The 21242-nt window shown below is 63.2% G+C and carries 16 protein-coding genes, 1 tRNA gene and 1 pseudogene; 9 read left to right on the top strand and 9 right to left on the bottom strand.

The features are described 5' to 3' along the window. Window positions 1-37: 37 nt before the first annotated feature. Window positions 38-496, bottom strand: a complete 459-nt coding sequence (locus AC1MEQ_RS18780) for a hypothetical protein (RefSeq protein ID WP_479796229.1) — start codon at window positions 494-496, stop codon at window positions 38-40. 299 nt (window positions 497-795) lie between these two features. On the opposite strand from AC1MEQ_RS18780, the gene AC1MEQ_RS18775 reads away from it, so the two are divergent. Continuing rightward, window positions 796-1968, top strand: a complete 1173-nt coding sequence (locus tag AC1MEQ_RS18775; RefSeq protein ID WP_479796228.1) for an IS110 family RNA-guided transposase — start codon at window positions 796-798, stop codon at window positions 1966-1968. Here the strand turns inward: AC1MEQ_RS18775 and AC1MEQ_RS18770 are convergent. Continuing rightward, window positions 1963-2541, bottom strand: a pseudogene (locus AC1MEQ_RS18770) (helix-turn-helix domain-containing protein); the annotation flags it as partial. The gene AC1MEQ_RS18775 and the pseudogene AC1MEQ_RS18770 sit on opposite strands and share 6 nt — an antisense overlap. A gap of 7 nt (window positions 2542-2548) precedes the next feature. Beyond that, window positions 2549-3145, bottom strand: coding sequence for a recombinase family protein (locus tag AC1MEQ_RS18765; protein ID WP_479796226.1), 597 nt, complete (start codon window positions 3143-3145; stop codon window positions 2549-2551). Window positions 3146-3338: 193 nt separating this feature from the next. Between AC1MEQ_RS18765 and cmtR the strand changes: the two genes are divergently transcribed. Both cmtR and AC1MEQ_RS18755 read left to right on the top strand, forming a co-directional pair. Next, window positions 3339-3698, top strand: a complete 360-nt coding sequence (gene cmtR, locus AC1MEQ_RS18760; protein ID WP_479796224.1) for a Cd(II)/Pb(II)-sensing metalloregulatory transcriptional regulator CmtR — start codon at window positions 3339-3341, stop codon at window positions 3696-3698. Beyond that, window positions 3695-4294 (top strand): cadmium resistance transporter, encoded by a 600-nt coding sequence (locus AC1MEQ_RS18755; RefSeq protein ID WP_479796222.1) that lies wholly within the window; start codon window positions 3695-3697, stop codon window positions 4292-4294. The genes cmtR and AC1MEQ_RS18755 overlap by 4 nt, the downstream gene beginning before the upstream one ends. 315 nt (window positions 4295-4609) lie before the next feature. On the opposite strand, the gene lspA is transcribed toward AC1MEQ_RS18755, so the two are convergent. The 4 genes from lspA to AC1MEQ_RS18735 all read right to left on the bottom strand — a co-directional run bounded on the left by lspA (window position 4610) and on the right by AC1MEQ_RS18735 (window position 9230). Next, window positions 4610-5119 (bottom strand): signal peptidase II, encoded by a 510-nt coding sequence (gene lspA / locus AC1MEQ_RS18750; RefSeq protein WP_479796220.1) that lies wholly within the window; start codon window positions 5117-5119, stop codon window positions 4610-4612. Continuing rightward, window positions 5116-7062, bottom strand: a complete 1947-nt coding sequence (locus AC1MEQ_RS18745; protein WP_479796218.1) for a heavy metal translocating P-type ATPase — start codon at window positions 7060-7062, stop codon at window positions 5116-5118. Before AC1MEQ_RS18745 ends, lspA begins: the two co-directional genes overlap by 4 nt. Then, the gene (locus AC1MEQ_RS18740; protein WP_479796216.1) at window positions 7059-7445 is read right to left on the bottom strand and encodes an ArsR/SmtB family transcription factor; all 387 of its coding nucleotides are present in this window, start codon (window positions 7443-7445) and stop codon (window positions 7059-7061) included. Before AC1MEQ_RS18740 ends, AC1MEQ_RS18745 begins: the two co-directional genes overlap by 4 nt. A 468-nt stretch (window positions 7446-7913) precedes the next feature. Further along, the gene (locus AC1MEQ_RS18735; RefSeq protein WP_479796214.1) at window positions 7914-9230 is read right to left on the bottom strand and encodes a site-specific DNA-methyltransferase; all 1317 of its coding nucleotides are present in this window, start codon (window positions 9228-9230) and stop codon (window positions 7914-7916) included. A gap of 107 nt (window positions 9231-9337) precedes the next feature. On the opposite strand from AC1MEQ_RS18735, the gene AC1MEQ_RS18730 reads away from it, so the two are divergent. From AC1MEQ_RS18730 to AC1MEQ_RS18720, 3 genes are read left to right on the top strand one after another with little or no spacing between them, the layout of a single operon-like run. Next, window positions 9338-10252, top strand: coding sequence for a DNA adenine methylase (locus tag AC1MEQ_RS18730; RefSeq protein ID WP_479796212.1), 915 nt, complete (start codon window positions 9338-9340; stop codon window positions 10250-10252). Window positions 10253-10258: 6 nt separating this feature from the next. Continuing rightward, window positions 10259-11974, top strand: a complete 1716-nt coding sequence (locus AC1MEQ_RS18725; protein ID WP_479796210.1) for an McrB family protein — start codon at window positions 10259-10261, stop codon at window positions 11972-11974. Beyond that, window positions 11974-13218, top strand: a complete 1245-nt coding sequence (locus tag AC1MEQ_RS18720) for a 5-methylcytosine restriction system specificity protein McrC (RefSeq protein ID WP_479796208.1) — start codon at window positions 11974-11976, stop codon at window positions 13216-13218. The genes AC1MEQ_RS18725 and AC1MEQ_RS18720 overlap by 1 nt, the downstream gene beginning before the upstream one ends. A gap of 52 nt (window positions 13219-13270) precedes the next feature. On the opposite strand, the gene AC1MEQ_RS18715 is transcribed toward AC1MEQ_RS18720, so the two are convergent. Beyond that, a tRNA-Leu gene (locus tag AC1MEQ_RS18715) sits at window positions 13271-13354 on the bottom strand. A gap of 718 nt (window positions 13355-14072) precedes the next feature. Between AC1MEQ_RS18715 and AC1MEQ_RS18710 the strand changes: the two genes are divergently transcribed. The 3 genes from AC1MEQ_RS18710 (at window position 14073) to AC1MEQ_RS18700 (ending at window position 20277) form a co-directional block, all read left to right on the top strand. After that, a complete protein-coding gene (locus AC1MEQ_RS18710) occupies window positions 14073-14786 on the top strand; it encodes a recombinase family protein (protein ID WP_479796206.1) in 714 nt (237 codons plus the stop codon). A gap of 32 nt (window positions 14787-14818) precedes the next feature. Then, window positions 14819-15217, top strand: a complete 399-nt coding sequence (locus AC1MEQ_RS18705) for a TnpV protein (RefSeq protein WP_479796204.1) — start codon at window positions 14819-14821, stop codon at window positions 15215-15217. Window positions 15218-15363: 146 nt separating this feature from the next. Further along, entirely contained in the window at window positions 15364-20277 is a 4914-nt protein-coding gene (locus tag AC1MEQ_RS18700) for a helicase-related protein (RefSeq protein ID WP_479796202.1), read from the top strand. Between the two features lie 267 nt (window positions 20278-20544). Here AC1MEQ_RS18700 and AC1MEQ_RS18695 read toward each other — a convergent pair. Further along, window positions 20545-21242 (bottom strand): hypothetical protein (locus AC1MEQ_RS18695; protein WP_479796200.1); only part of this gene is annotated, 698 nt, incomplete at its 5' end.

The raw sequence follows: 21242 nt of genomic DNA, 5'->3' as shown, positions 1-21242 counted from the left end.
GTGCCCGGGCGGGCACGGCAGGTCCACGCACCGGTTCCTAGGTGCGGCTGATGCAGAGTTGGGTCAACGAAGGGGTGGGAACGAGGCGCAATCCCCGCGAAACAAGCGGCGGGCCACGACGCAAGAGCGAACGCAGCAGCCCGTTGGCCGGTGGGACCAGGAAGACGAACAGGGCCAGGACGATCAACGACAGCACGCACATGCCCGCGGCCATGTCGCCGGCCTCCCCGGAGCCGGCACACCCCGGCATCGGGAAACCCCCGTCGCCCGGCGCATGTGCCGTCGAGAGCGAGGGCAGGGAAGGGAAGGCCGCCGTGTCCGCAGCCTGATGGGCATGCGCGGGTGCGCTGGCGGAGGATGTGGCGGTAGGACCTTGGGGGCCTCCGATCCACAGGTGCATGCCGATGATGCCGGCCAGGACCGCGCCGAGGCAGAGCAGGAGCAGGACGGCGCGAGGGCGGGACCCGCCCAGACCCTTTACTCCTGATACCAACACACCGGTCATTCTACCGGCCTTCCATGAGCATGCCGGCGGACGGATGACAATGGCCGTTCTGCTGGCACCCCGTTACATTTGAAGGACCCCGATAAACTGGGTTTGGTCGCCAGGTTCGGTATGACTGTCCTGCCCTGTCACTCATGATCCGGGGGGTGTTGTCGCCGGGCCTGGAGACACGCGTTGACCGCTGATAGGGACATGGCCCGGAAGCCAGAATCCGTGGTCTCTTCGTAACGTGGGTGTGGCATCGAGTGTCGTGACAGGCGGCCAACCGCACGGTGCAAAGGAGCGCCACCATGAACAACCAAATCGACGTGTTCTGCGGACTCGACGTCGGCAAGTCAGGGCATCACGCAACAGCCCTGGACCGGGACGGCGACCGACTTTTCGACCACCCGTTGCCCCAGGACGAGGCAAAACTGCGGGAGGTCTTCACCGGGCTCCAGTCCCATGGGACGGTGCTGGTCATCGTGGACCAGCCCAACACCATCGGGGCCCTGCCCATCGCGGTAGCCCGCGACGCCGGCTGTGAAGTCGCCTACCTACCCGGACTCGCAATGCGAAAAGCAGCGGACCTCTATGCGGGAAAGGCCAAAACGGATTCCCGGGACGCCTTCATCATCGCCGACACCGCCCGCTCGATGCCCCATACCCTGCGCCAGGTGGACCGCGACAGCGAGGTCCTCTCCGCGCTGAAGGTCCTCGCCGGCTTCGATGCCGACCTGACCCACGAATGCACCAGGGCAATCAACCGGCTGCGCGGCCTGCTGCTGCAGATCTTCCCCGCCCTGGAAAGGGTCTTCCCCGAAACAAGGATCACCCGCCCCCTCGTGCTGGAGCTGTTCATCCACTACGGCGGCCCTACCGGGCTGCGGGCCGCGGGCAAGGGCAACGTGCTGCGCTTTGCCCGCAACCATTCACGCAAGGACCCCTCCGGACTCATCGAGGAGATCTTCACCGCCCTGTCGGAGCAGACGGTGACCGTCGCCGGCACCGCAGCGGTGGAAATCGTTGTCCCGCGGGTGGCCGCCCAGATCAAGGAACTCAAGGCCCAACGGGCGATCCTGGCCACCGAAGTCGAGAAGCTGGTCGATGACTTCCCTCTTTCCAAGGTCTTGATCTCCATGCCAGGAGTCGGCATCAAGACCGCGGCAACAGTGCTCCTGGCCATCGGAGACGGCTCCGGGTTCAAGGACGCCGCCCATCTGGCCGCCTACGCCGGAATCGCCCCGACCTCCAGGTATTCCGGCACCTCCATCCATGGGGAACACCCCTCGAGGTCAGGGAACAAGGCGTTGAAGAATGCCCTGTTCCGCTCGGCCTGGGTGGCCAGCTGCCACGACCCGATCTCCATCGCCTACTACCAGCGCAAACGCGCCGAGGGGAAGAAGCACAACGCAGCCATCATGTGCCTGGCACGACGCCGCTGCGATGTGCTCTACTCAATGATCAAGAACGGCACCCGCTGACGGGGCGTCGATGAAGACCATGTATCCGCAGATGGCGCGGGAGTAGTCATCCATCACGGTGGTCAGCCAGGGCCGGTCGGGTTTCCCATCAGCCCCGACGATGAGGATGTCGAGCTCGGTGTGGTCTGACTGCCATGTCTGGTTCGGATGTTCCGCGCGGCGGCGGAAGACCAGCTCGTGCTTGTCCCGATACGACGCGGGCCCCTTAAGCGCCAGCGTGACCATGGCCGGATCGAGGGCCTGCACGATCTGCCGGACAGTTGCATAGCTCGGCGCCGGCAGCTCGCACTGTTGCGCATCGGTGGCGGCAAGGCGATGCAACGCGGAGATGCCTGGGCGTGGCCGGGTGAGTGCCAAACGTTCAATGAACGCGACCGTCTCGCTCGACGTTCGGCGGACGCCCTTGTCGGTGCGTGGGTTGGGTTCGAGGGCCGAGACGCCGCCTTGCCGGTAGAGCCGGTTCCAACGTTGCAGTGCCCGGACGGAGATTCCGGTCTCCCGGGCAAGGACAGCGAGCGGGATCTGGTCCTCGACATGAAGCCGAAGAATACGCCACCGCTCCGCCGCGTCCACGAGACACCTACACGGTCGTGCCCTCGCGAGCGGCGACGGCCTGCTGGTGACGATACAGGGTGGCCCGGCTCCACCCGACGAGTTTCGCCGCGTCCTCCGCGGTGCGGCCCTTCGCCCTCGCCTCGGCGACGAGCTTGAGCTTGTCGGCGACCACGACGGGATCCGATAAGGGACGACCGAACCGGGTTCCGCCATTCCGGGCGGCCGTGATCCCGGCGTTCACTCGTTCGGTGATCAGCTCGCGTTCGTATTCGGCCAACGTGGCGAGCATGTTCAGCATCAACCGGCCCGAGGTCGTCGATGGATCGATGCCGTCCGAGATGCTCTTCACCTGCACGTCCTGCTCCCGGAGGAGCTTGACCGTGTTGAGTACGTCGATCAGGGACCGCCCGAGCCGGTCAACCCGCCACACCACGACTGTGTCACCGGACTGGGCGTACTCGAGCAGCTTCTTCATCCCGGGGCGCGAGATCGCGGTCCGGCTGCCTGATGTGACATCGGCAAAAATGTCCCGCTCCTGCACGCCGGATTTAACGAGGGCATCGACCTGCAGCCTCGCGTCCTGGCTCCTGGTGCTGACCCGTGTATACCCGAGATGCCTCACCAGGCCATTCTGCCCCAAAAACTGCTAGACGCGGAGGAGTGGAGACACTTTATGGCAAGACATGTTTCCGAGACAGAACGCAACCGGCAATTGCGCCAATTTACCCCAGGGCTCGAGACAGGCCAGGCATGTCTTGGAAAGCTGTAGGTTATGAGACACCCCTAGGTTCAGTGTGTGCTGTATAGTTCAGCAGATGCTGACTATTCCCTCTCGTTTAGACGTAATGAACCGGTTGGGCCGGGCGATGGCCGACCCGACCCGGTCGCGGATCCTGCTGACGCTGCTTCAGGGTCCGGCCTACCCGGCCGATTTGGCCCGGGATCTGGAGTTGTCGCGCTCGAACGTGTCGAACCATCTCGCGTGCTTGCGGGACTGCGGGATCGCGGTCGCCGTGTCCGAGGGCCGGCAGACTCGGTATGAGATTACCGATCTGCACTTGGCGCAGGCGCTGACCGCGCTGTTCGATATCACCCTGGCGGTGGATGAGAGCGCCCCATGCCTGGACCCTGCATGCTCGGTGCCCGGCTGCGGCCACCCGGGGGTGGGGGCGTGATCTTGTCCTCAATCCTGCAGGCAATCGGCCTGTTCTTGGTTACCAACATTGACGACATCATCGTGCTCTCGCTGTTCTTCGCTCGCGGCGCGGACCAGCGCGGGACCACCGCCCGGATCCTGGTCGGCCAGTACCTGGGGTTCGTCGCCATCTTGGGCGCGGCCGTGCTCGTCTCGCTGGGGGCGGGAGCGTTCTTACCCCCGGAGGTCATCCCGTACTTCGGGCTTATCCCGCTGGGTCTGGGGCTGTGGGCCGCGTGGCAGGCCTGGCGCGGGGGCGACGATGACGACGATGAGGCCAAGATCGAAGGCAAGAAGGTCGCCGCCTGGACCGTGGCCGGGGTGACCTTCGCCAACGGCGGGGACAACATCGGCGTCTACGTCCCGGTCTTCCTCAGCGTCGGCCCCGGCGCCGTGGTCGCCTACTGCGTCGTGTTCCTGGCGCTGGTCGCCGTACTGGTAGCCCTGGCCAGGTTCGTCGCCACCCGCCAGCCCATCGCCGAGGTGCTGGAGCGCTGGGAGCACATCCTGTTCCCCATTGTGCTGATTGGCCTGGGCATCTTCATTTTGGTCAGCGGCGGGGCCTTCGGCCTCTGACCGCGCCGGCCACGCGGTGAAGGTTCCGGCCAGGTTCTGCAGCTGGTACACCCAGAGCCCGGAGACTATGAGGCCCCGGCGAGTGTGAGGACCCACTAGCATCGACGCGTCTGGGTGGACAGCATGCACCGCCATTTATCCCTGAAGAAAAGCCACCATCTATCTCACAAAGTCACACAGCAACTACGCGGATCACGACAGCGGGCTTCTGCAGCACGGAGATCGACCCTCTTGCGGGACGTCTCCAAACGCCCCTCTCTTTCGGGACGTCGGCGGCTCAGTTCACCACCGATGCCTGCGCGCATGCATCGGTGGTTAATCGCCGTCCCGGGAAGGAGCGGCGCGAAGCGTGCCGAGTGCATACAGAACAACGCCCGCAGTGACAAACACATCGGCCAGATTGAAGGTGGCGAACCACCCGGTGTGTAGGTAGTCCACGACACCGCGCCCATCGAGCCGGTCAATGAAGTTGCCGACCGCTCCGCCGAGCATCAGGGTTGCACCCGTTCGGGAGATCCGGCCCATGGAAGGCGCGGAAGATACCGCATACCAGGTCAGCGCGACGATTATCAGTCCGGTGACCGTGATAATGACCCAGGCGGGCAGGTCCGCGCCTACACTGAACGCGACCCCGGTGTTGTAGAGCAGTCGGAAATTGATCAACCCCAGGTCGGTCGTTGCACCGTTGGAAAGCACGGCCTCGGCCAAGACCTTGATGCCCAGGTCGGCGGCGACCAGCACGGCAGCGCCTAGGAGCATCGCGGTCCTGACGGTACGCGCGGTTCGGTCCCGGCTCTCGGGGAGTGCTTCTGGTTGGCCGCTCATGCGGCTGGCTCCAGGGACGGCACCTGCTGCGAGTTTTTTAGTGCGGCCTCGCCGCTGATCCGGCCGGCTCGGACCCCGTTGGCGATCACGACGATTTCCGCCAGTTCGTGGATGAGCACCACAGCGGCCAGCCCGAGCACCCCGAAGAGGGCCAAGGGGATCAGCACGGCAATCAGCAGCAAGGACAGGCCCACGTTCTGGAGCATGATGCGCCGGGTGTTGCGCGCGTGGTCCAGGACCTGGGGCAGGTGGTGCAGGTCCTCGCCCATCAGCGCAATGTCGGCGGTTTCGATGGCCACGTCGGTGCCCATGGCTCCCATGGCGATGCCCGTGTCGGCGGTGGCCAGGGCGGGAGCGTCGTTGACACCGTCCCCGACCATCGCGGTGGGCTGCCGTGTTTGGAGCGTGCGGACGATCTCCGCCTTGTTCTCGGGGCGCAGGTCCGCGTGGACCTCGGTGATGCCAGCGGTCTTGGCCAGGGCAGTTGCGGTGATCACGTTGTCCCCGGTGAGCATGGCCGTGGTGTAGCCGGATGCCGTGAGCCTGGCGATGACCTCGCGGGCTTCGGGGCGCAGTTCGTCGCGGACCCCGATGGCGCCGATGACCTGTCCGTCGTCCTCGATGAGCACGGCCGTGGCTCCGGCGTGCTGCATCCGCTCGATGTCAGGGGCCAAGGCACCGGCAACGATCCATCCTGGACGGCCGAGCCGGACACGCCTGCCATCGAGCCGCCCCTCCAGGCCGGCCCCGGGAACCGTGTCCACGTCGGTCACCGATGCCCGCTCGGGGGTGGATGCGAGGATGGCGCGGGCCAGCGGGTGTTCGCTGCGGCCTTCCAGGCCGGCCGCCAGGGCAAGCACCCGTTCCCGGGTGGCGGGGGCGGTGCCCACGACCTCGATCACGGAGGGTTTGTTTTGGGTCAGGGTTCCGGTCTTGTCCAGGGCGATGGTGCGGATCTTGCCAAGGGTTTCCAGTGCCCCGCCGCCCTTGATGAGTACCCCGATCCGGCTGGCGGCCCCGACGGAGGCCACCACGGTGACGGGCACGGAGATGGCCAGCGCGCAGGGCGATGCGGCCACCAAGACGACCAGGGCGCGTTCGAACCACAGGGCCGGTTCCCCGACGATGAAGCCGAAGACGATGATCAGGGCGGCGGCGATCAGGATGCCGGGGACCAGTTTCCTGGCGATGGAGTCGGCCAGTCGCTGGCCCGGTCCCTTGCGGGATTGTTCGGCCTCGACGATGTGCACGATCTTGGCCAGTGAGTTGTTCTCGGCGGTGCTGGTGACTTCCACTTCCAGCGGGCCGGTGCCGTTGATGGAACCGGCGTAGACCTCGGCGCCTGGGCCGACCTCTACGGGGACGGATTCGCCGGTGAGCGCAGAGGTATCCAGAGAGGTGCGTCCGGTGACCACCCTCCCGTCGGTGGCCAGGCGTTCCCCGGGCCGGACGACCATGAGGTCCCCGGCGACCAGGGCGGAGGGGTCCACCGTCGTCTCGGTTCCGTTGCGTAGGACCCTTGCCTCGGCCGGCACCAGATCCAGCAGCGCCCGCAGGCCCCGCCGGGTTTTCGCCAGTGAGTATTCCTCAAGCCCCTCCGAAATTGCGTACAGGAAGGCCAACATCGCGGCTTCCTCGAACTGGCCCAGGGCCACCGCACCCACGGCGGCGATCGTCATCAGCGTACCGACGCCGATCTTTCCCTTGGCCAGGCGTCGGAGCGTGGAGGGAACGAACGTCCAGGAAGCAACCAGCAGCGCACCGATTTCCAGGGGAAGCGTCAGCATCCGGGATCCACCGGCCAGCGAGGCGATCCACCCCGCCAACAGCAACGCACCGGCCACAGCGGCCGCCCGGACCTCGGTTACCTGCCAAAAACCCAGGGCCTCTTCGGCTTCACCGGTTTCTGCTGTCTCATCGCTGCATCCGCAGGCGTCACTCATCGGGCGTTCTCCTCTTCAACCATCGGGAAGGTGGTGCTTTCGAGGCCGTAATTCGGGCAGAGGCTCACCTCGTTGCCGGTGGCGGCAAGCAGGATCTCGGCCTGGGCGAGCATGTCCATCAACTCCGGGCGGGACAGCGAGTAGTACACGCTGCGGCCCTGGGAACGGCCCTCAACCAGACCGCACTCACGTAGGCAGGCTACGTGCATCGAGGTCGTGGACTGGGGAAGACCCAGTTCGCGGGTGAGGTCGCCGACACGCACCTCGCCGCTGGCCATCCGCTTGAGGATCTTTAGTCGGATCGGGTCACCGAGGGAACGGAACAAGGCGGCCGCGGGGTCCAGCCCGCAAGCGTCCGCCGGAGCATCTTGATTGATCAGCATCTAATGATGATATCTCAATTTTCTGATCATTGATTCAATCGCCAAGCCTTAGGGAAGCCCAGTGTTCGCCTCGAAAGGTCGTGAACTCTTTTGTGCAGCCCACCCCTTGATGGGGGGATTTCGAAAATGACAGTCACAGTCAGGGTTTCGCCCACGGGCGCAACCGGCGTTGCCATTTAGGGAAGTGAATTAACCGCCATTTATCGTCACGATTCACACGATAGGGAGCGCTGCAGAGCCGGCTTTTGGGGTATCGCAGGAAACGATCGTTTGCTGGGACAGGTATCCATCCCGCGGGAGGATCAGCGAGTACGCGAGCCGTCACCTTGCGGGCCAGTGCACCGGCTTAGCTATGAAGCAGCTGGAAGTTTGGTCGACACCGTTCGGGGGGACGTATCGGGGCGTTATCGGCGGTTGCCGCCCCTACTGTTCCGGTCCACTACCCAGTCACGTGTCTCGGTGCGTCTGCTAGGCGGTTTGCGGGCGTGCTTCCGTGTTCTTCTTAGCGATCTTCTTGGCTATCGCTGCTGGCATGTGCGGGCTGGTCAGGGTGCCGAATCGTGGAGCGGCGTGCACGACCTCGAATGATCCGCCGCCCGTCCAAGACACCTGTGAGCTAATGCCACCGTGGTCGGTGCCATCGACGACCGCTTCTAGGCGGGGTAGTGTGAAATCGAGGACTGTTTGGGTGATGCGCTCGACGGCGACCCATCGCCTACGCATCTTGTGGGCAGCGGCTGCCGTCGTTCCGGATCCAGCGAAGAGATCCAGGACCAAGTCCCCCGTATTGCTCGCGATATGAATAATCCGCTCCAGCAGCTCTTCCGGTTTGGGAGTATCGAATACCTCAATGTCTGGAAATAGCTCCAGCAGATGGCGTTTGGCATCATCATTGGTTCCGACATCCGCCGAGCCCCAAACTGTGAACGGCACGAGGCCTCGAAGTTGGTGGGCAAATAGCTTCAGCCGGGGCGATCCGCTGCCGTTCTTTGGAAACCAGACCCGGTCGTCCGCCATCAGGCTTTCAAACGTGGGTTCCGTTGCGTACCAGCTACGCCCACGAGGTGGGCGCAACACAACACCGGTAGGGGTGACGATGTCATACTGCTGGGCCTTGCGATATCCGGGCGCCGTAAACGGGGCATCTGTCCAGGGCCCGCGCGGATCGTTGTCACGATTTCGCAGGGCCGCTTCATCCTTGGATAACAAGTTTCGAGACGTTTTCCATGATCGTGGTCCGCTCGGGGCATAGACCAGGATCGTGTCGTGGTTAGACGAGAACGCTGCCCGGCTATCGCGGGTCGTTTTCTTCTGCCAGATGATCGAGGCCACGAAGGCCTTCTCTCCCAATACCTCGTCCATGATCATCCGGGCCCGATGCACCTCTGAGTCGTCAAGGTGCACCCAGATGCTTGCATCCTCGGCAAGGTGAGGTATTAGCGCGGCAAGTCGGTCTCGCAACATGGAAAGCCACATGGGCCGTTGCATGCTGTCGTTGTACTGTCGAAAGTTTACCTGCGTATTGAACGGCGGATCGATGTAAACCAGCCGGATCCCGTCCACCAAGGCATCCGTGTCCCTCGCCAGGCCTTCCAGCGCGTCCAGTCCATCGCCAATGACTAGAATGTTTGAACGATGGTCTGTACCGGGGGAGGTTAACGGCGTGAATTTGAGTGGCTTTTGGAGTCGTTCATCCGTCGGCTTGAGCCATTCGTACCCCGTTAGTCCGGACGCCCTGAGCGTGAGGTCCTTATTCGGCCACACCATCTCGACGACGTCACTCATGCTTTTTCACCTCGTGAATAGGGAGGCGTTCCCTATCTATCGGGGGTCGCCGGTTTCATTCAATATGTTCACTATGATCTCATGAGCCACCGACATTCGATGGCACGATGCGGTGGAGGCCCACAATTATCGACACGCTGAACCCCACTCACGCGGACGAAGGTTCTCCTCCCGCCGTAGCGAGGGCTAAAAAGCCGTTCCTCAAATGGGTTGGAGGCAAAACACGGCTTCTGCCGCGGATTCTTCCTCATGTACCGGCGAGCTTCGAGAACTATCACGAGCCTTTCCTTGGCGGCGGGGCCATGTTCTTTGCGATCCAGGATCGGATTCGAGACCGGGCCTATCTAACGGATCTCAACGAAGAGCTCGTCAACGCCTGGATCGCCGTGCGCTCCCACCAGGACGAACTCCGGCCGCTTCTGGACTGGTACAAGGAAAACGACTCGAAGGAGTTCTACTACGAGGTGCGGGCCACTGCACCCGGGGGCCTCGTGGCGCGGGCCGCCCGCTTAATCTACCTCAACCAGACGTCCTGGAATGGGCTGTGGCGCACGAACTCCAAGACTGGCGCCATGAACGTGCCGTGGGGAGACCGACCGTTTCGCGGACTCACCAAGGAAATTTTTGAGGGCCTCAGCTACAGTCTTTCCAACACTGATGTTTTTTTCGGAGACTTCCGGGAAGCTTGCGCACGCGTAAACCCGGGGGACTTCGTCTACCTGGACCCTCCGTATTTGCCCGTGTGGTCGAACGCGGATGAGAAGGAACCCACCTCTAAGTTCAACAAATACACCTCCAAGGTGTTCGGGGTGGTGGACCTCGAGGAACTCGCTGATATCTGCGCAGACTTTACCGCGCGTGGCGTCCAGTGGGTCATGTCCAACCGGGACAACGAGGGCGTCCGGGCTCTCTTCCCGAACGCGGAAATAATCGGTTTCACCACGAACCGTTCCGTAGCTGCACAAAGCAAGAGGGCCGTCGAAGCACGCCGCTCTCCAGAGACCATCATCATCGGAAGGTAGAGAACCTTGGGGGCACAACCGGTGGAGGCCGTCTGGGTCTGGTACTTCGGCAAGTCAGTGCAGAAGGCGACTTATGGGCGTTTCGAAGATGGCTTCACTAAGGACTACCTGCAGGTTTCCGGCGACTGCCGGGCCCTCATGGAGGAGGTTTTCCGAGCAGACGAAGGTGAAGAGAGAACCAACCTCACTTACCGGTGGCCCGGCGGAGAAGCAGGAGGGTTCGTCAAGCACTCAGCCGACCGGCATCACCTCAGCTGGGGGACCATCGACGGAGCGCCTCTGCCGTGGAAACTGTCATTGGATCCCTCTGCTGACGGCCCGGGAACAATCCCGGGTGACCCTAGGGGAACCAATGCTGCCGAAGCGAATGTGCAATTGGAGGCCCTGACGGCCAAGGGCATTACCGCCTACTTGGTGGCGGTTAAGCTCCACGGGGAAGCCGACGTGCTTCACATACGTGCCTATATCGAAAACCCAACGCCGGACTTGGCCTTTGCGGATACGGCCGTTTTGCCGCGCGCAGTGCAAGCAGTGGTGGCAAAGGCAACGCCCAGGAGTCTTTGCGCGTCGCTTTCACTGGAAGGCGGAGGTGCAGCTCTCACCCCCGAAGTCGCCAAGGTCATCGAAAAATTCGAGGACAACCCGAACTTGCTATTCGTGGGCCCGCCCGGAACCGGCAAGACCGTACTCCTTGAACAGCTGACGAACTACATCGAGAACCCCGGGCACGGCATTCAGTTCGACCCCACCAAAAACCATGATGCCTGGTCCGAGACATCCGAAACTCGATCCCCCGGTAAGACGCGCACTGTCGTCCTCCACCCGAGCTACTCCTACGACAACCTTGTCCTCGGTTTGATGCCTGTCCCGGCACCAAATGGTGTAGAGGTGAAAGTGGCAACCGGGCCACTCGTTAACCTCGCACACTATGCATCCGCCGGGTCAAACCGGGCCATTCTCGTTTTGGACGAATTCAATCGGGGGAACGCCGCCGCAATCCTTGGGGATGTCCTCGCACTACTCGACAGGGACAAACGTGGAACGGCGTTCCTGGATTTGCCCTACGGCGACCTAGATATCGAGGTGCCGCCAGAATTCGCTGCAAATGGGTCGACGCGGATCGAGCCGCGATTCACCCTGCCGCCGAACCTATGGATCGCCGCGGCCATGAATAGCAGTGACCGGTCGGTCGCACCCCTAGATGCAGCGTTGCGCCGTCGGTTTTCGATCATCGAAATGCCACCAGACTACGAGGCCCTTGGCAACCGCATCGGAGCCGACACCGCTGTTGACCTCTCAGCGCCATGGGACGAGTGGACCCCCGGGGCGGTCGGCCAGCTCGCTCTCACGGTCCTCCGGGAACTGAATAGTCGAATCGACGCGGTACTGGGACAAGATTTCCGCTTGGGCCACAGCAACTTCTGGCACGTTTCCGGTTCTACGCCCACGGAGGCCTTGCGCTCGCTCGCCTTAGCCTGGGATCGACGAGTGACGCAGGCGCTGCGTTTGTCGTTGCAGGATAACGACGACCTACTCGGAGCCATCCTGATGGCCGGAACTTCGGACGGCGCCGTTGCGGTGAATACGAGGCGCATCGCTTGGTGGAAAGCCGGCGACGAGAAACTTGGCGCATATGCCACTCCGCGTCTGCACTTCAACGAACTGGCCACCCTGGAGACGCGAGAGCTCCACAAGGAGCTTGTTCGCCTCGCGGGAATTTGATGACCCGCCCTCCTTTCAGAGAGCATGAGCCCACGGTCGTAAGCGCTGAGGAGGCCGCCTCCATTACCGAGGCTGTGAGCCTCCTCAGGGCGGAACTCCGCCCAGCGTTCAGCCAGCTCCATGCGCAGGGCAACAGCATAGAGTTCCGCAATCTGATCGGGGCCGTAAGGTTGGGCACCGGTGAAGTCGTACAAGTGGAGCCGAAGGTAGCTACCGACAGCTCGTGGACGGAAGCCGTCGTTCAACTGCTTGACCACAACACGCGGATATCCGTCACTGGTTCGCAGCGCTCGAAGCAATCCCCGCGCAGAAACGACCTATCGACCGCCATAGCCTTCGAGTATGCACGCCGCCTCGAGCGAGCTCTCGCGCAAGAGGGGCCTATCCAGATCTATGAGCGTGAACATCTGAACTCGCGACGCCTTGGCGGACATCTGAATATTGGCAAGTGGATCAGGGGTGCCTTACTTGATCCCACCGTATTCCCCATCGGAAGGGACTACCTCACGGTCTCAAACGATTTCACCCGCGGATTGTCGATGGTCGCGGGCCACTTCCGGCGTGCCTCCCATAACGGGAACCTCGCCGCGCGTCTGCGCCACCTCGAGTCGGCGGTTAGTCCCGGACAACCCATGCCCTCCTACGTCAACCCCGCGGTTGCGAGCCGAACCCTTCCACCGCAATGGGCCAAGTACCGACCTGCATGGGATATCGCAGCGGCCGTCCTCAGAAACCGTTCGGTCATCGGGGACCCGGGCCACGCCCTTGGATTGGAAGTCGCGGTCGAACCATGGGGCCTGCTTGAGACTCTCCTAGGCAGGACGCTCGAGGCTGTGGCGCGTACACCAGGCCTGGGAATCGAAGTGGTGCCCAAGCAGAAGAGCCCGCTTCTGCTAATCGCAGATCGCCCGGCGGCCGGGGTGATTCCGGACGGCGCGTTGAAGCGCAAAGGCGTCGTTGTGGCAACGTTTGAGGCGAAGTACACTCGACCCAAGAAAGTGCCGGATGAAAAACACATCTACCAGGCGCTAAGTACAGCGGCTGCCCTCCATTCACCGTTGTCAGTGATCGCCTATCCGGGCGACCAACCCATCACAAGATTCCAGGTGGCAGGCTTCAAAGGAACCCCGGTCCAGCTCGTGACTATAGGGCTGGATATGTACAGCTATAGCCGCGGCCATGGGGACGAGGAACGAGCGGAGCTCATCAGACAGATTCTCGCGGCCCAAGCGGCAGTTGAGTAGCTCGCTGCACAGGAAGCCGGCCGTCTGACTTCGGCGGCCGGTCCTTGAACTGTGCGCGAGGGGGGACTTGAACCCCCACGCCCTTGCGGGCACTGGCACCTGAAGCCAGCGCGTCTGCCAATTCCGCCACTCGCGCATTGTCGACCCGGGGTTTCCACCGGGCAGCCGACTCAGTCTAGTCGAGCCGTGAGGGATGAAGACACCGAGCCGCATTCAGGAAGGTGTGGCATGCCGCATTCCAAGGAGCGGCTACTAATATTCGTTTGGCCTGTCGTCGATCATCTCGGGACCATAAATTCGTACTAAAAATAAAGGCAAGAGCGCAGCCTTGAGTTCACGTCCGAGTTGGTCCGGAGCCCAGAATTTCAGAAGAAGATCAATTTAGGGAAGGCCCTGTGAAGATTCGCAAGACTTCCCTCCATTTGTCGGCGTCCCATGCAAGACGAACCTGCAAATATTACCCGCTCTCAGTCGGGAGAGTCCTGTTCTCTACTTGCCGTGTATGCGGCAGTGGCTTCATCGCGAGCTTTAGCGAGCCGGGTTCCGATTTCGTCGTTCCAGGGGCCTACTCCCTTATTGGCATGTTGCCATGCGAAATAGGCGTCTTCTGCTTCCTGGGATGCCTTCATAAGGTCGGAAGAATTCACGAAATGCCTTTCATTCGTGCGCAGGTCCTCAGCGCATTTTGGGAACTGTAGCCTAGGGCGGGCAAACGGTGCAATATCGACCGTTTTTGGCACTAATAGTTGTGGAACGACAGCAGCATCGAAAAATAGTCTCACAAACCAAGTACGAAACATGTATCCTCGATTCAAGGACCGAAACGGTTTTTGGACCCATCGAGGGGGAGTGGCATGGAAAGACCGGAACGCCTGGAAGGCGTGGAGGAACCAATCATGGTCCCCGAAGGCGTGTCCCTGGGGTACGCGCGGGTCTCCACTGCCGAGCAGAGTCTGGAGAGCCAACGCCAGCAGCTGGTGGCAGCGGGCTGTTATGACGTGTACGCGGACCAGGGCAAGTCCGGGGCGACGATGACCCGCCCGCAGCTAGATGCCTGCCTACGCGCCCTGCAGCCCGGGAACACGTTGGTGGTCACCAAGTTGGACCGGTTGGGCCGCACTGTACGAGGCCTCGTGGAGTTGCTGGACTCGCTCAAGGAGCGGGGCGTGGCCTTCCGATCCCTGTCCGAGGGAATCGACACCACGACCCCGCAGGGCCGGCTGATGTTCAACATCGTCGCCTCCGTAGCAGAGATGGAGCGTGAGTTGATCCGCGAACGCACCATGGCCGGCCTCGCGGTGGCCACAGGCAAGGGAGGCCGGCCCCCGCGCCTGCAACCCCATGACGTGGCCGAGGCCCGGAGGCTGCGGGAGCAAGAGAAGTGGACGTTGGTGCGCATCGCCAAGAAGCTGAAGGTCAGCCGCACCACCGTCATCCGGGCGCTTCGCCAGGATGGGCTGGGCGGCGCTGGATACGCTGGGGCTGAACCAGTCTCAACTTCCGGGGAGCCAACCAGTGGCCAGAGCGCGCAAAAGAAACCAGATCGACGGCCAGGTATCCCTGGATGATTTCCTCTTTCCAGAACCCGAGGAGGTTCGCAATGAACACATACGGCAAGTTCGCGCAGGACACGTGGAAGGTGCTGGCCCCGAGCCGGTACGCGCTGATCCCGGACTCGGAGGCATGGTTCACGGACCTGGGGAAGCAGGCCGAGACGGCGGTGATCGACCTGATGATGCAGCTGGAGGGCCCGGACATCAAGGGCGAGACTTACCTGGAGAAGGTGGGCCGGATCAACGCGGCGAAGCGGCAGGCCGAGGAGATCATTCGCGCCGAGATGCTGACCCCGGACGCGGAGGACCAGGAAGAGGAGCCCGAGGACGAGGAGGAGACCTCGATGGGCGCCTACCTGGAGTACATGCACGAAGTGAACGTGTTGCACCGGGAAGCCCTGGAAGACCTGCACCAGGAGGAAATGGAACGGGACATGAAGCGGTAGCCGCTGGGCAACGTTTCATTCCCTCCAGCCAGGAGTCCCTGGCACCGTCTGGTGCCCGTGCCCGTTTCCGGGCGAACCTGGAGGCGCTGCGCACACTGCGCCAGCTCCAGGGAGACGACCGCTCCGCTACGGATGCCGAGCGGTCGGTGCTCGCCCGCTGGGGCAGCTGGGGCGCGGTGGGCGTCGCGGAGGTCTTCGATGAACAACGTGCCGAGTTCTCCGCCGACCGGGACGAGCTGCGCGCGCTGCTCACCGAGGCCGAGTACGATGCGGCCAGCCGCACGACCCTGAACGCCCACTACACAGACCCGGCACTGGCTGCCGAAATCTGGCAGACCCTGAACAGCCTCGGCTTCGAGGGCGGGCAGGTCCTGGAACCCGGCTCCGGCGCAGGGACGTTCATAGGCCTGGCGCCCGAGGGAACCCGGATGACCGGGGTGGAGCTGGACCCGGTCACCGCCGGAATCTCCCAGGCCCTGTATCCCGAGGCCATCGTCCGCACCGAATCCTTCGCCGACTCCGGATTCGGCGGAGCCAGGTTCGATGCGACCATCGGCAATGTGCCCTTCGGGCGGAACGTCTTACACGATACGACCCACAACCAGGGCCGGCACTCGATGCACAACCACTTCATCATCAAGTCCCTGGACCTGACCCGCCCGGGCGGGCTGGTCGGGGTGGTGTCCTCGGCCTTCACCCTGGACGCGCAGAATCCGTCGGCCCGCCGTGAGATGTTCGAAAGCGCCGACCTGCTCGGAGCTGTCCGCCTGCCCAACGGTGCCCATCGCCGCGCAGCCGGCACCGATGCCCTGACCGATGTGCTGGTCTTCCGCCGTCGCCTGCCCGGTGAGGAACCGGGGGACCGGTCCTGGCTGGACACCACACCGCTGGCAGCCGAGGTCGGTGGTGGGGCCAGGATCAACGATTACTTCACCCAGAACCCGGAGAAGGTGCTGGGGCGCATCGAGGTCGCCCCGGGACGGTTCGGCAGCGCCACGCTGAATGTGCGGGCCGAGGACCTGCAGGCGGTTCCCGCGCAGCTTCACGAGCAGTTGCAGGGTATCGCCGCCGAGGCCGTGGCCGCTGGCCGGGGCATTGGAGTGGACGAGCGATCCCCGGAGGTCCGGGCGGCAGCGGCCCTGCCGCAGGCCCCGGCGACCGAGCAGGCCGGGCACATCGCCACCCTGCAGGACGGGACCTTCACCCAGGTCAACCTCGACCGCGTGGTTGCCCCCCTGGAGGTGAAGGCCAGCCAACGGGCCGAACTCACCGCCTTGCTGGGTTTGCGCGACGGGGCGCGCACCGTGCTGGGGATGGAGGCATCCAACGTCGAGGACACCGCCGAACTGTCCGAGGCCCGCGCCCGGCTGCTGGCGGACTTCGAGGGGTATGTGGGCAAGTACGGGCCGATCAACCGGTTCAAGGAGACCCGCACCGGGCGCACGGACGAGGACGGCAAGGACATCATGAGCAGGCGGCAGCCGCCGGTGATGGCGGTGCTGCGCACGGATCCGTTCGGGCCGCTGGTGCCGGCGCTGGAGAACTTCGATGAAGGCACCCAGCGCTCCACCCCCGCGGCCCTGCTCAGGGAGCGGCAGGTCCAACCCCGCAAACCCGTGCTCGGGGTCGATACCCCGGCCGAGGCCCTGGTTGTCACCCTGGATACCCACGGCGAAGTGGACCTGGCCGAAATCGCGCGTTTGCTCGGCACCGAACCCGGGGACGCCCGCGAGGCGCTGGGGGATCTGGTCTACGACGTTCCCGGGGAGCCGGGGGTGCTGGAGACCCGGGCCGAATACCTCAGCGGGAACATCCGAGAAAAGCTCGATGCCGCCACCGAGGCGGCCGCCGAGGACCCGATCTACCAGCGGAACATCGCCGACCTGCAGGAAGTGCTGCCGCGCCCATTGGGTGCAGACGAGATCGAGGCCAAGGTCGGCTCCGTGTGGATCTCCCCGGAAATCCACGCCCGGTTCCTGCGGGAGCTGATCCGTGACCCGCGCGCCCACGTGGACCGGGCCAGCGGTGCGAACTGGGACGTGAAGGCCAGCAAGCACACGTTCCAGGCCCGCAACGACTGGGGCACCGAGCGCATGGCCGCCGGGGACATCTTCAAGAGCCTGCTCGAGCAGCGCCGCGTCCAGGTCACCGACCCGGACCCGGATAATCCCGGCGGCAACAGGCGGATCCTGAACCCGACCGAGACCACTGCAGCCCAGGAAAAGGCGCAGATGATCAAGGAACGGTTCCGCGACTGGGTCTGGGAGGACCCGGCCCGGACGGTGGAGCTGACCGATGAGTACAACCGCCGGTTCAACTCCCTGGTGCTGCGTGACTACAGCATCGAGGGCGAACGCCTGACGTTCCCCGGCCTGGTCAAGGACTGGACCCCGCGCCCACACCAGCGGGCGGCGGTGGCGCGCATGATCTCCGAACCCTCAGTTGGCTTGTTCCACGAGGTCGGGGCCGGCAAGACGGCAGAGATGGTCATGGGGGCCATGGAGCTGCGCCGATTGGGCATGACGAACAAGCCGGCGGTGGTGGTTCCGAACCACATGCTGGACCAGTTCGCCCGGGAATGGCTGCAGATCTACCCGCAGGCGCAGATCCTGGCGGCGTCCTCCAAGGACCTTGCCGGGGACAAGCGCCGCGAGTTCGTGGCCCGTGCGGCAGCGAACGACTGGGACGCGGTGATCATGACCCGTACCGCTTTCGAACGGATCAACCTCTCCCCGGAGGCCGAACAGGCGTACATGTCCCGGGAAATCAGCAAGAGCCGCCACGACCTGGACGCAGCCGCAAACAGGGCCGCGGAGCGTGGGGAATCCTCGATGACGGTCAAGAAGATGGAGACGCGCCTGCAGGCTCAGGAGGAAAAAATGAAGGCGTTGCGGGATCGCCCCGTGGATCCGGGGATCACGTTTGAACTGACCGGGATCGACTACCTGATCGTGGATGAGCTGCACGACTTCAAGAACCTGGAAACCGCGTCGAACATCAGCGACGCGGCCATCACCGGGTCCAAGCGTGCCGCCGACCTGCATGCCAAGGTCGAATACCTCCGGCACGAGCATGGGGACCGGGTGATCACGGGGGCGACGGCGACGCCGATCGCCAACAGCGTGACCGAGATGTACGTGATGCAGCGCTACCTGCGCCCGGACCTGATGGAGCAGGCCGGGATCAACGACTTCGACACCTGGGCGGCGACGTTCGGGGAAGTGGTTTCCGACATGGAAATGTCGGTGGCCGGCGGGGACAACTTCAAGATCAAGGAACGCTTCGCCAAGTTCCAGAACGTCCCCGAGCTGCTGAAGATGTTCCACACCTACGCGGACGTGAAGACCGCAGAGGACCTGCAGCTGCCCGTGCCCGCCCTGGCAGTGCGGGAGGACGGGAAGAGGCTCCCGCGGATGGTCACCGTAGAACCCGGCGAGGAGCTGACCGGGTACATCAGGGACATCGGCGAACGCGCCGAGGCCGTGCAGCAGCGCAGCGTGGACCCGCGCGAGGACAACATGCTGAAAATCTCCAGCGACGGCCGCAAGGCCGCCCTGGACATGCGCCTGGTGGACCCCGAGGTTTCGGTGCTGGATGCGACCACGAAGTCCTCAGCTGCGGCCGACCTGATCGCCGAGGTTTACGGGCAGAACAAGGACCGGATCTACATGGACCCGGATACCAAGGAGGACCATCCGACACCGGGGGCCCTGCAGATCGTGTTCTGCGATTTGGGCACCCCATCGAAGAACTGGAACGTGTACGACCAGCTCAAGGACGACCTGGTCGCCCGTGGTGTCCCGGGGGAGAAGGTGCGGTTCATGCACGAGGCGAAGAACGACGTGGAGAAGGGCCGACTGTTCGCTGCGTGCCGCAGCGGCGACGTAGCGGTGTTGGTTGGGTCGACGCAGAAGATGGGAGTGGGGACGAACATCCAGGACCGTGCGGTGCATCTGCTGGACATGGACGCACCGTGGCGGCCGGCCGATGTCTCCCAACGACACGGGCGCATCATCCGGCAGGGAAACCAGAACCCGGAGGTCGCCATTTCCCAGGTCGTGACCAAGGGATCGTTCGACACCTTCATGTGGCAGACGCTGGAGCGCAAGTCCAGGTTCATCGACCAGATCATGCGCGGAAAACTGGATGTGCGCGAGATCGAGGACGTCGGGGAGAACACGATGTCCTTCGCGGAGGTCAAGGCCATATCCAGTGGCAACCCCTTGCTCCTGGAGAAGTCCAAGGCCGACCAGGAACTTGCCCGGCTGGAGCGGCTGAACCGTGCATGGAACAAGAACCAGTTCGCCCTGGTCCACCGCAGGGAAGGCGCGGAGGAGAAGGGCAGGGTCCTGGTGGAGAACCTGCCCAAGCTACAGGCAGCCGTGGCACGGACCACCGGGGAAGTCGGCGGTGAATCATTCGCCATGACAGTGGCGGGACAACGCCACGACAAGCGCACCGAGGCCGCCGAGGCGCTGGGCCAATGGGTGCAGGCAAACACGTCGTACCGGCCACCGGTGCGCGCCGAGAGGGACGCCGGGGTAGCTGGGCATATTGCTGGTCATGATGTGCGGGTGGTTGAGGGGATGGCCATCATGGGCAACCTCGACGGGTCACCAGTCCGGTTCCATATCGACGGTGCTCCTGGTGTGCACGTCGAGACGACCAGGGAGCGGGCGAGAAACCCGAATGTGGGTCTGATTACCCAGCTGGAGAACCGCATCACTGGACTGCCGAAGATGATCACCCGGCAGGAGCAGCGGATCCAGGAAGCACGAGAGGAATACCGTGATGCGTCAGCCACATTGAAGGAGCCCTTCAAGCACGAAGAAGCGTTGAAGGCCGCACGGTGGGATGTGGAGAGGATCGGCCGGCAGATGAGTGGCGAGGAAGCACCGCAACCAACCTTCGATGCCGAGTTCGAAACTATCCGTCGACTACAGCGAGTTAGTTTCCCGTCCCCCCCGGTGGCTGGCGCAAAACCGTCCAGCAGCCCGGTGGCGAAACCACAGGCGGCGCAGCCGCAGCCTGCCCGAGAGAATGAGGGAATCGGCTACTGATCGAACGTAGTAAGGGTGCTGTTTCGCGGCTCCGTTGGAGCGGGGAAACAGCACCCTTTTCACATTCCCGTGGTGCGTGCGTGGAGTGGAGGCTGTGCACATCGCCCGGTAGCGGCAGGTGAGCGTTCCGGCGGTTGGTGACCTGGGTGTTGTGTGCAGGTGGTCGGTTGGGTCCCGGGGTCCACATGTGTGCGGGAAAAGACCGAAGGATCAATCTTTTGCCGTGCCCATGTGGGCGCGGGGAATGTCAGGCAATGAGGAATAGATTCACCGGTTGTTGTGAGCCCAATCGATCGTGTCTTGAAAACTTTGCAAGCCGTTTGGAGGGAAGAATTCAAAACCGATTTTGTCCCCATGCCGTGCCTTTCCGTCTGAGTATGCCCGACAGCTTAGGTTGTAGTCACCCTTTTCATCTTGGGCAACGATCTGGCCTGCAATGACTGTATTGATAGCGAGATGCGTGTGGGCTGCGGGGGGTTTGATTGCAGCATTCAGCACCTCCTCCTTGAGGGTTGATGTATAGGTCCAACCAGACTCTTCTGGCGCGAGCGGGTAGTAGGTCTCTAGAACTTTTCTGGTGAGAGAGTATGTGCTCGGTTGAGCGCCTCTCGCGGGAATTGCCAAGACGTCGCGCATGAAGATACTCAGCGCTTCTTCGATTTGCTGTTCGTGGTCCGTCAGATCGGTATCGGGGTTGGTCGTACCGACTCGCTTGAACATTATCGGCCGTACCAGTTTGTACCAGGCGAAAATGAAGGTATCCCCCGGTTCTAGTCCAGCCTCATGCAATGGACCTATTGGGTTTCCTAGGCACGAATATAGGAGCGATTCTCCCGGAGAGTTCAAACGACCAGCGGGTGCGTAACTGCTGGGGGCCTCCCATAAATCACGCTCGATGAGACCCTCTCGGAACTGGTCAGCAGGGATCTGGCGTACACGCCAGAAGTCCGAACCTGGAAGGTATT

This window comes from Arthrobacter sp. ASL1 (assembly GCF_056680475.1).
The sequence above is the reverse complement of the archived record's forward strand: the minus strand, read 5'-3'. Positions and strand labels throughout refer to the sequence as shown.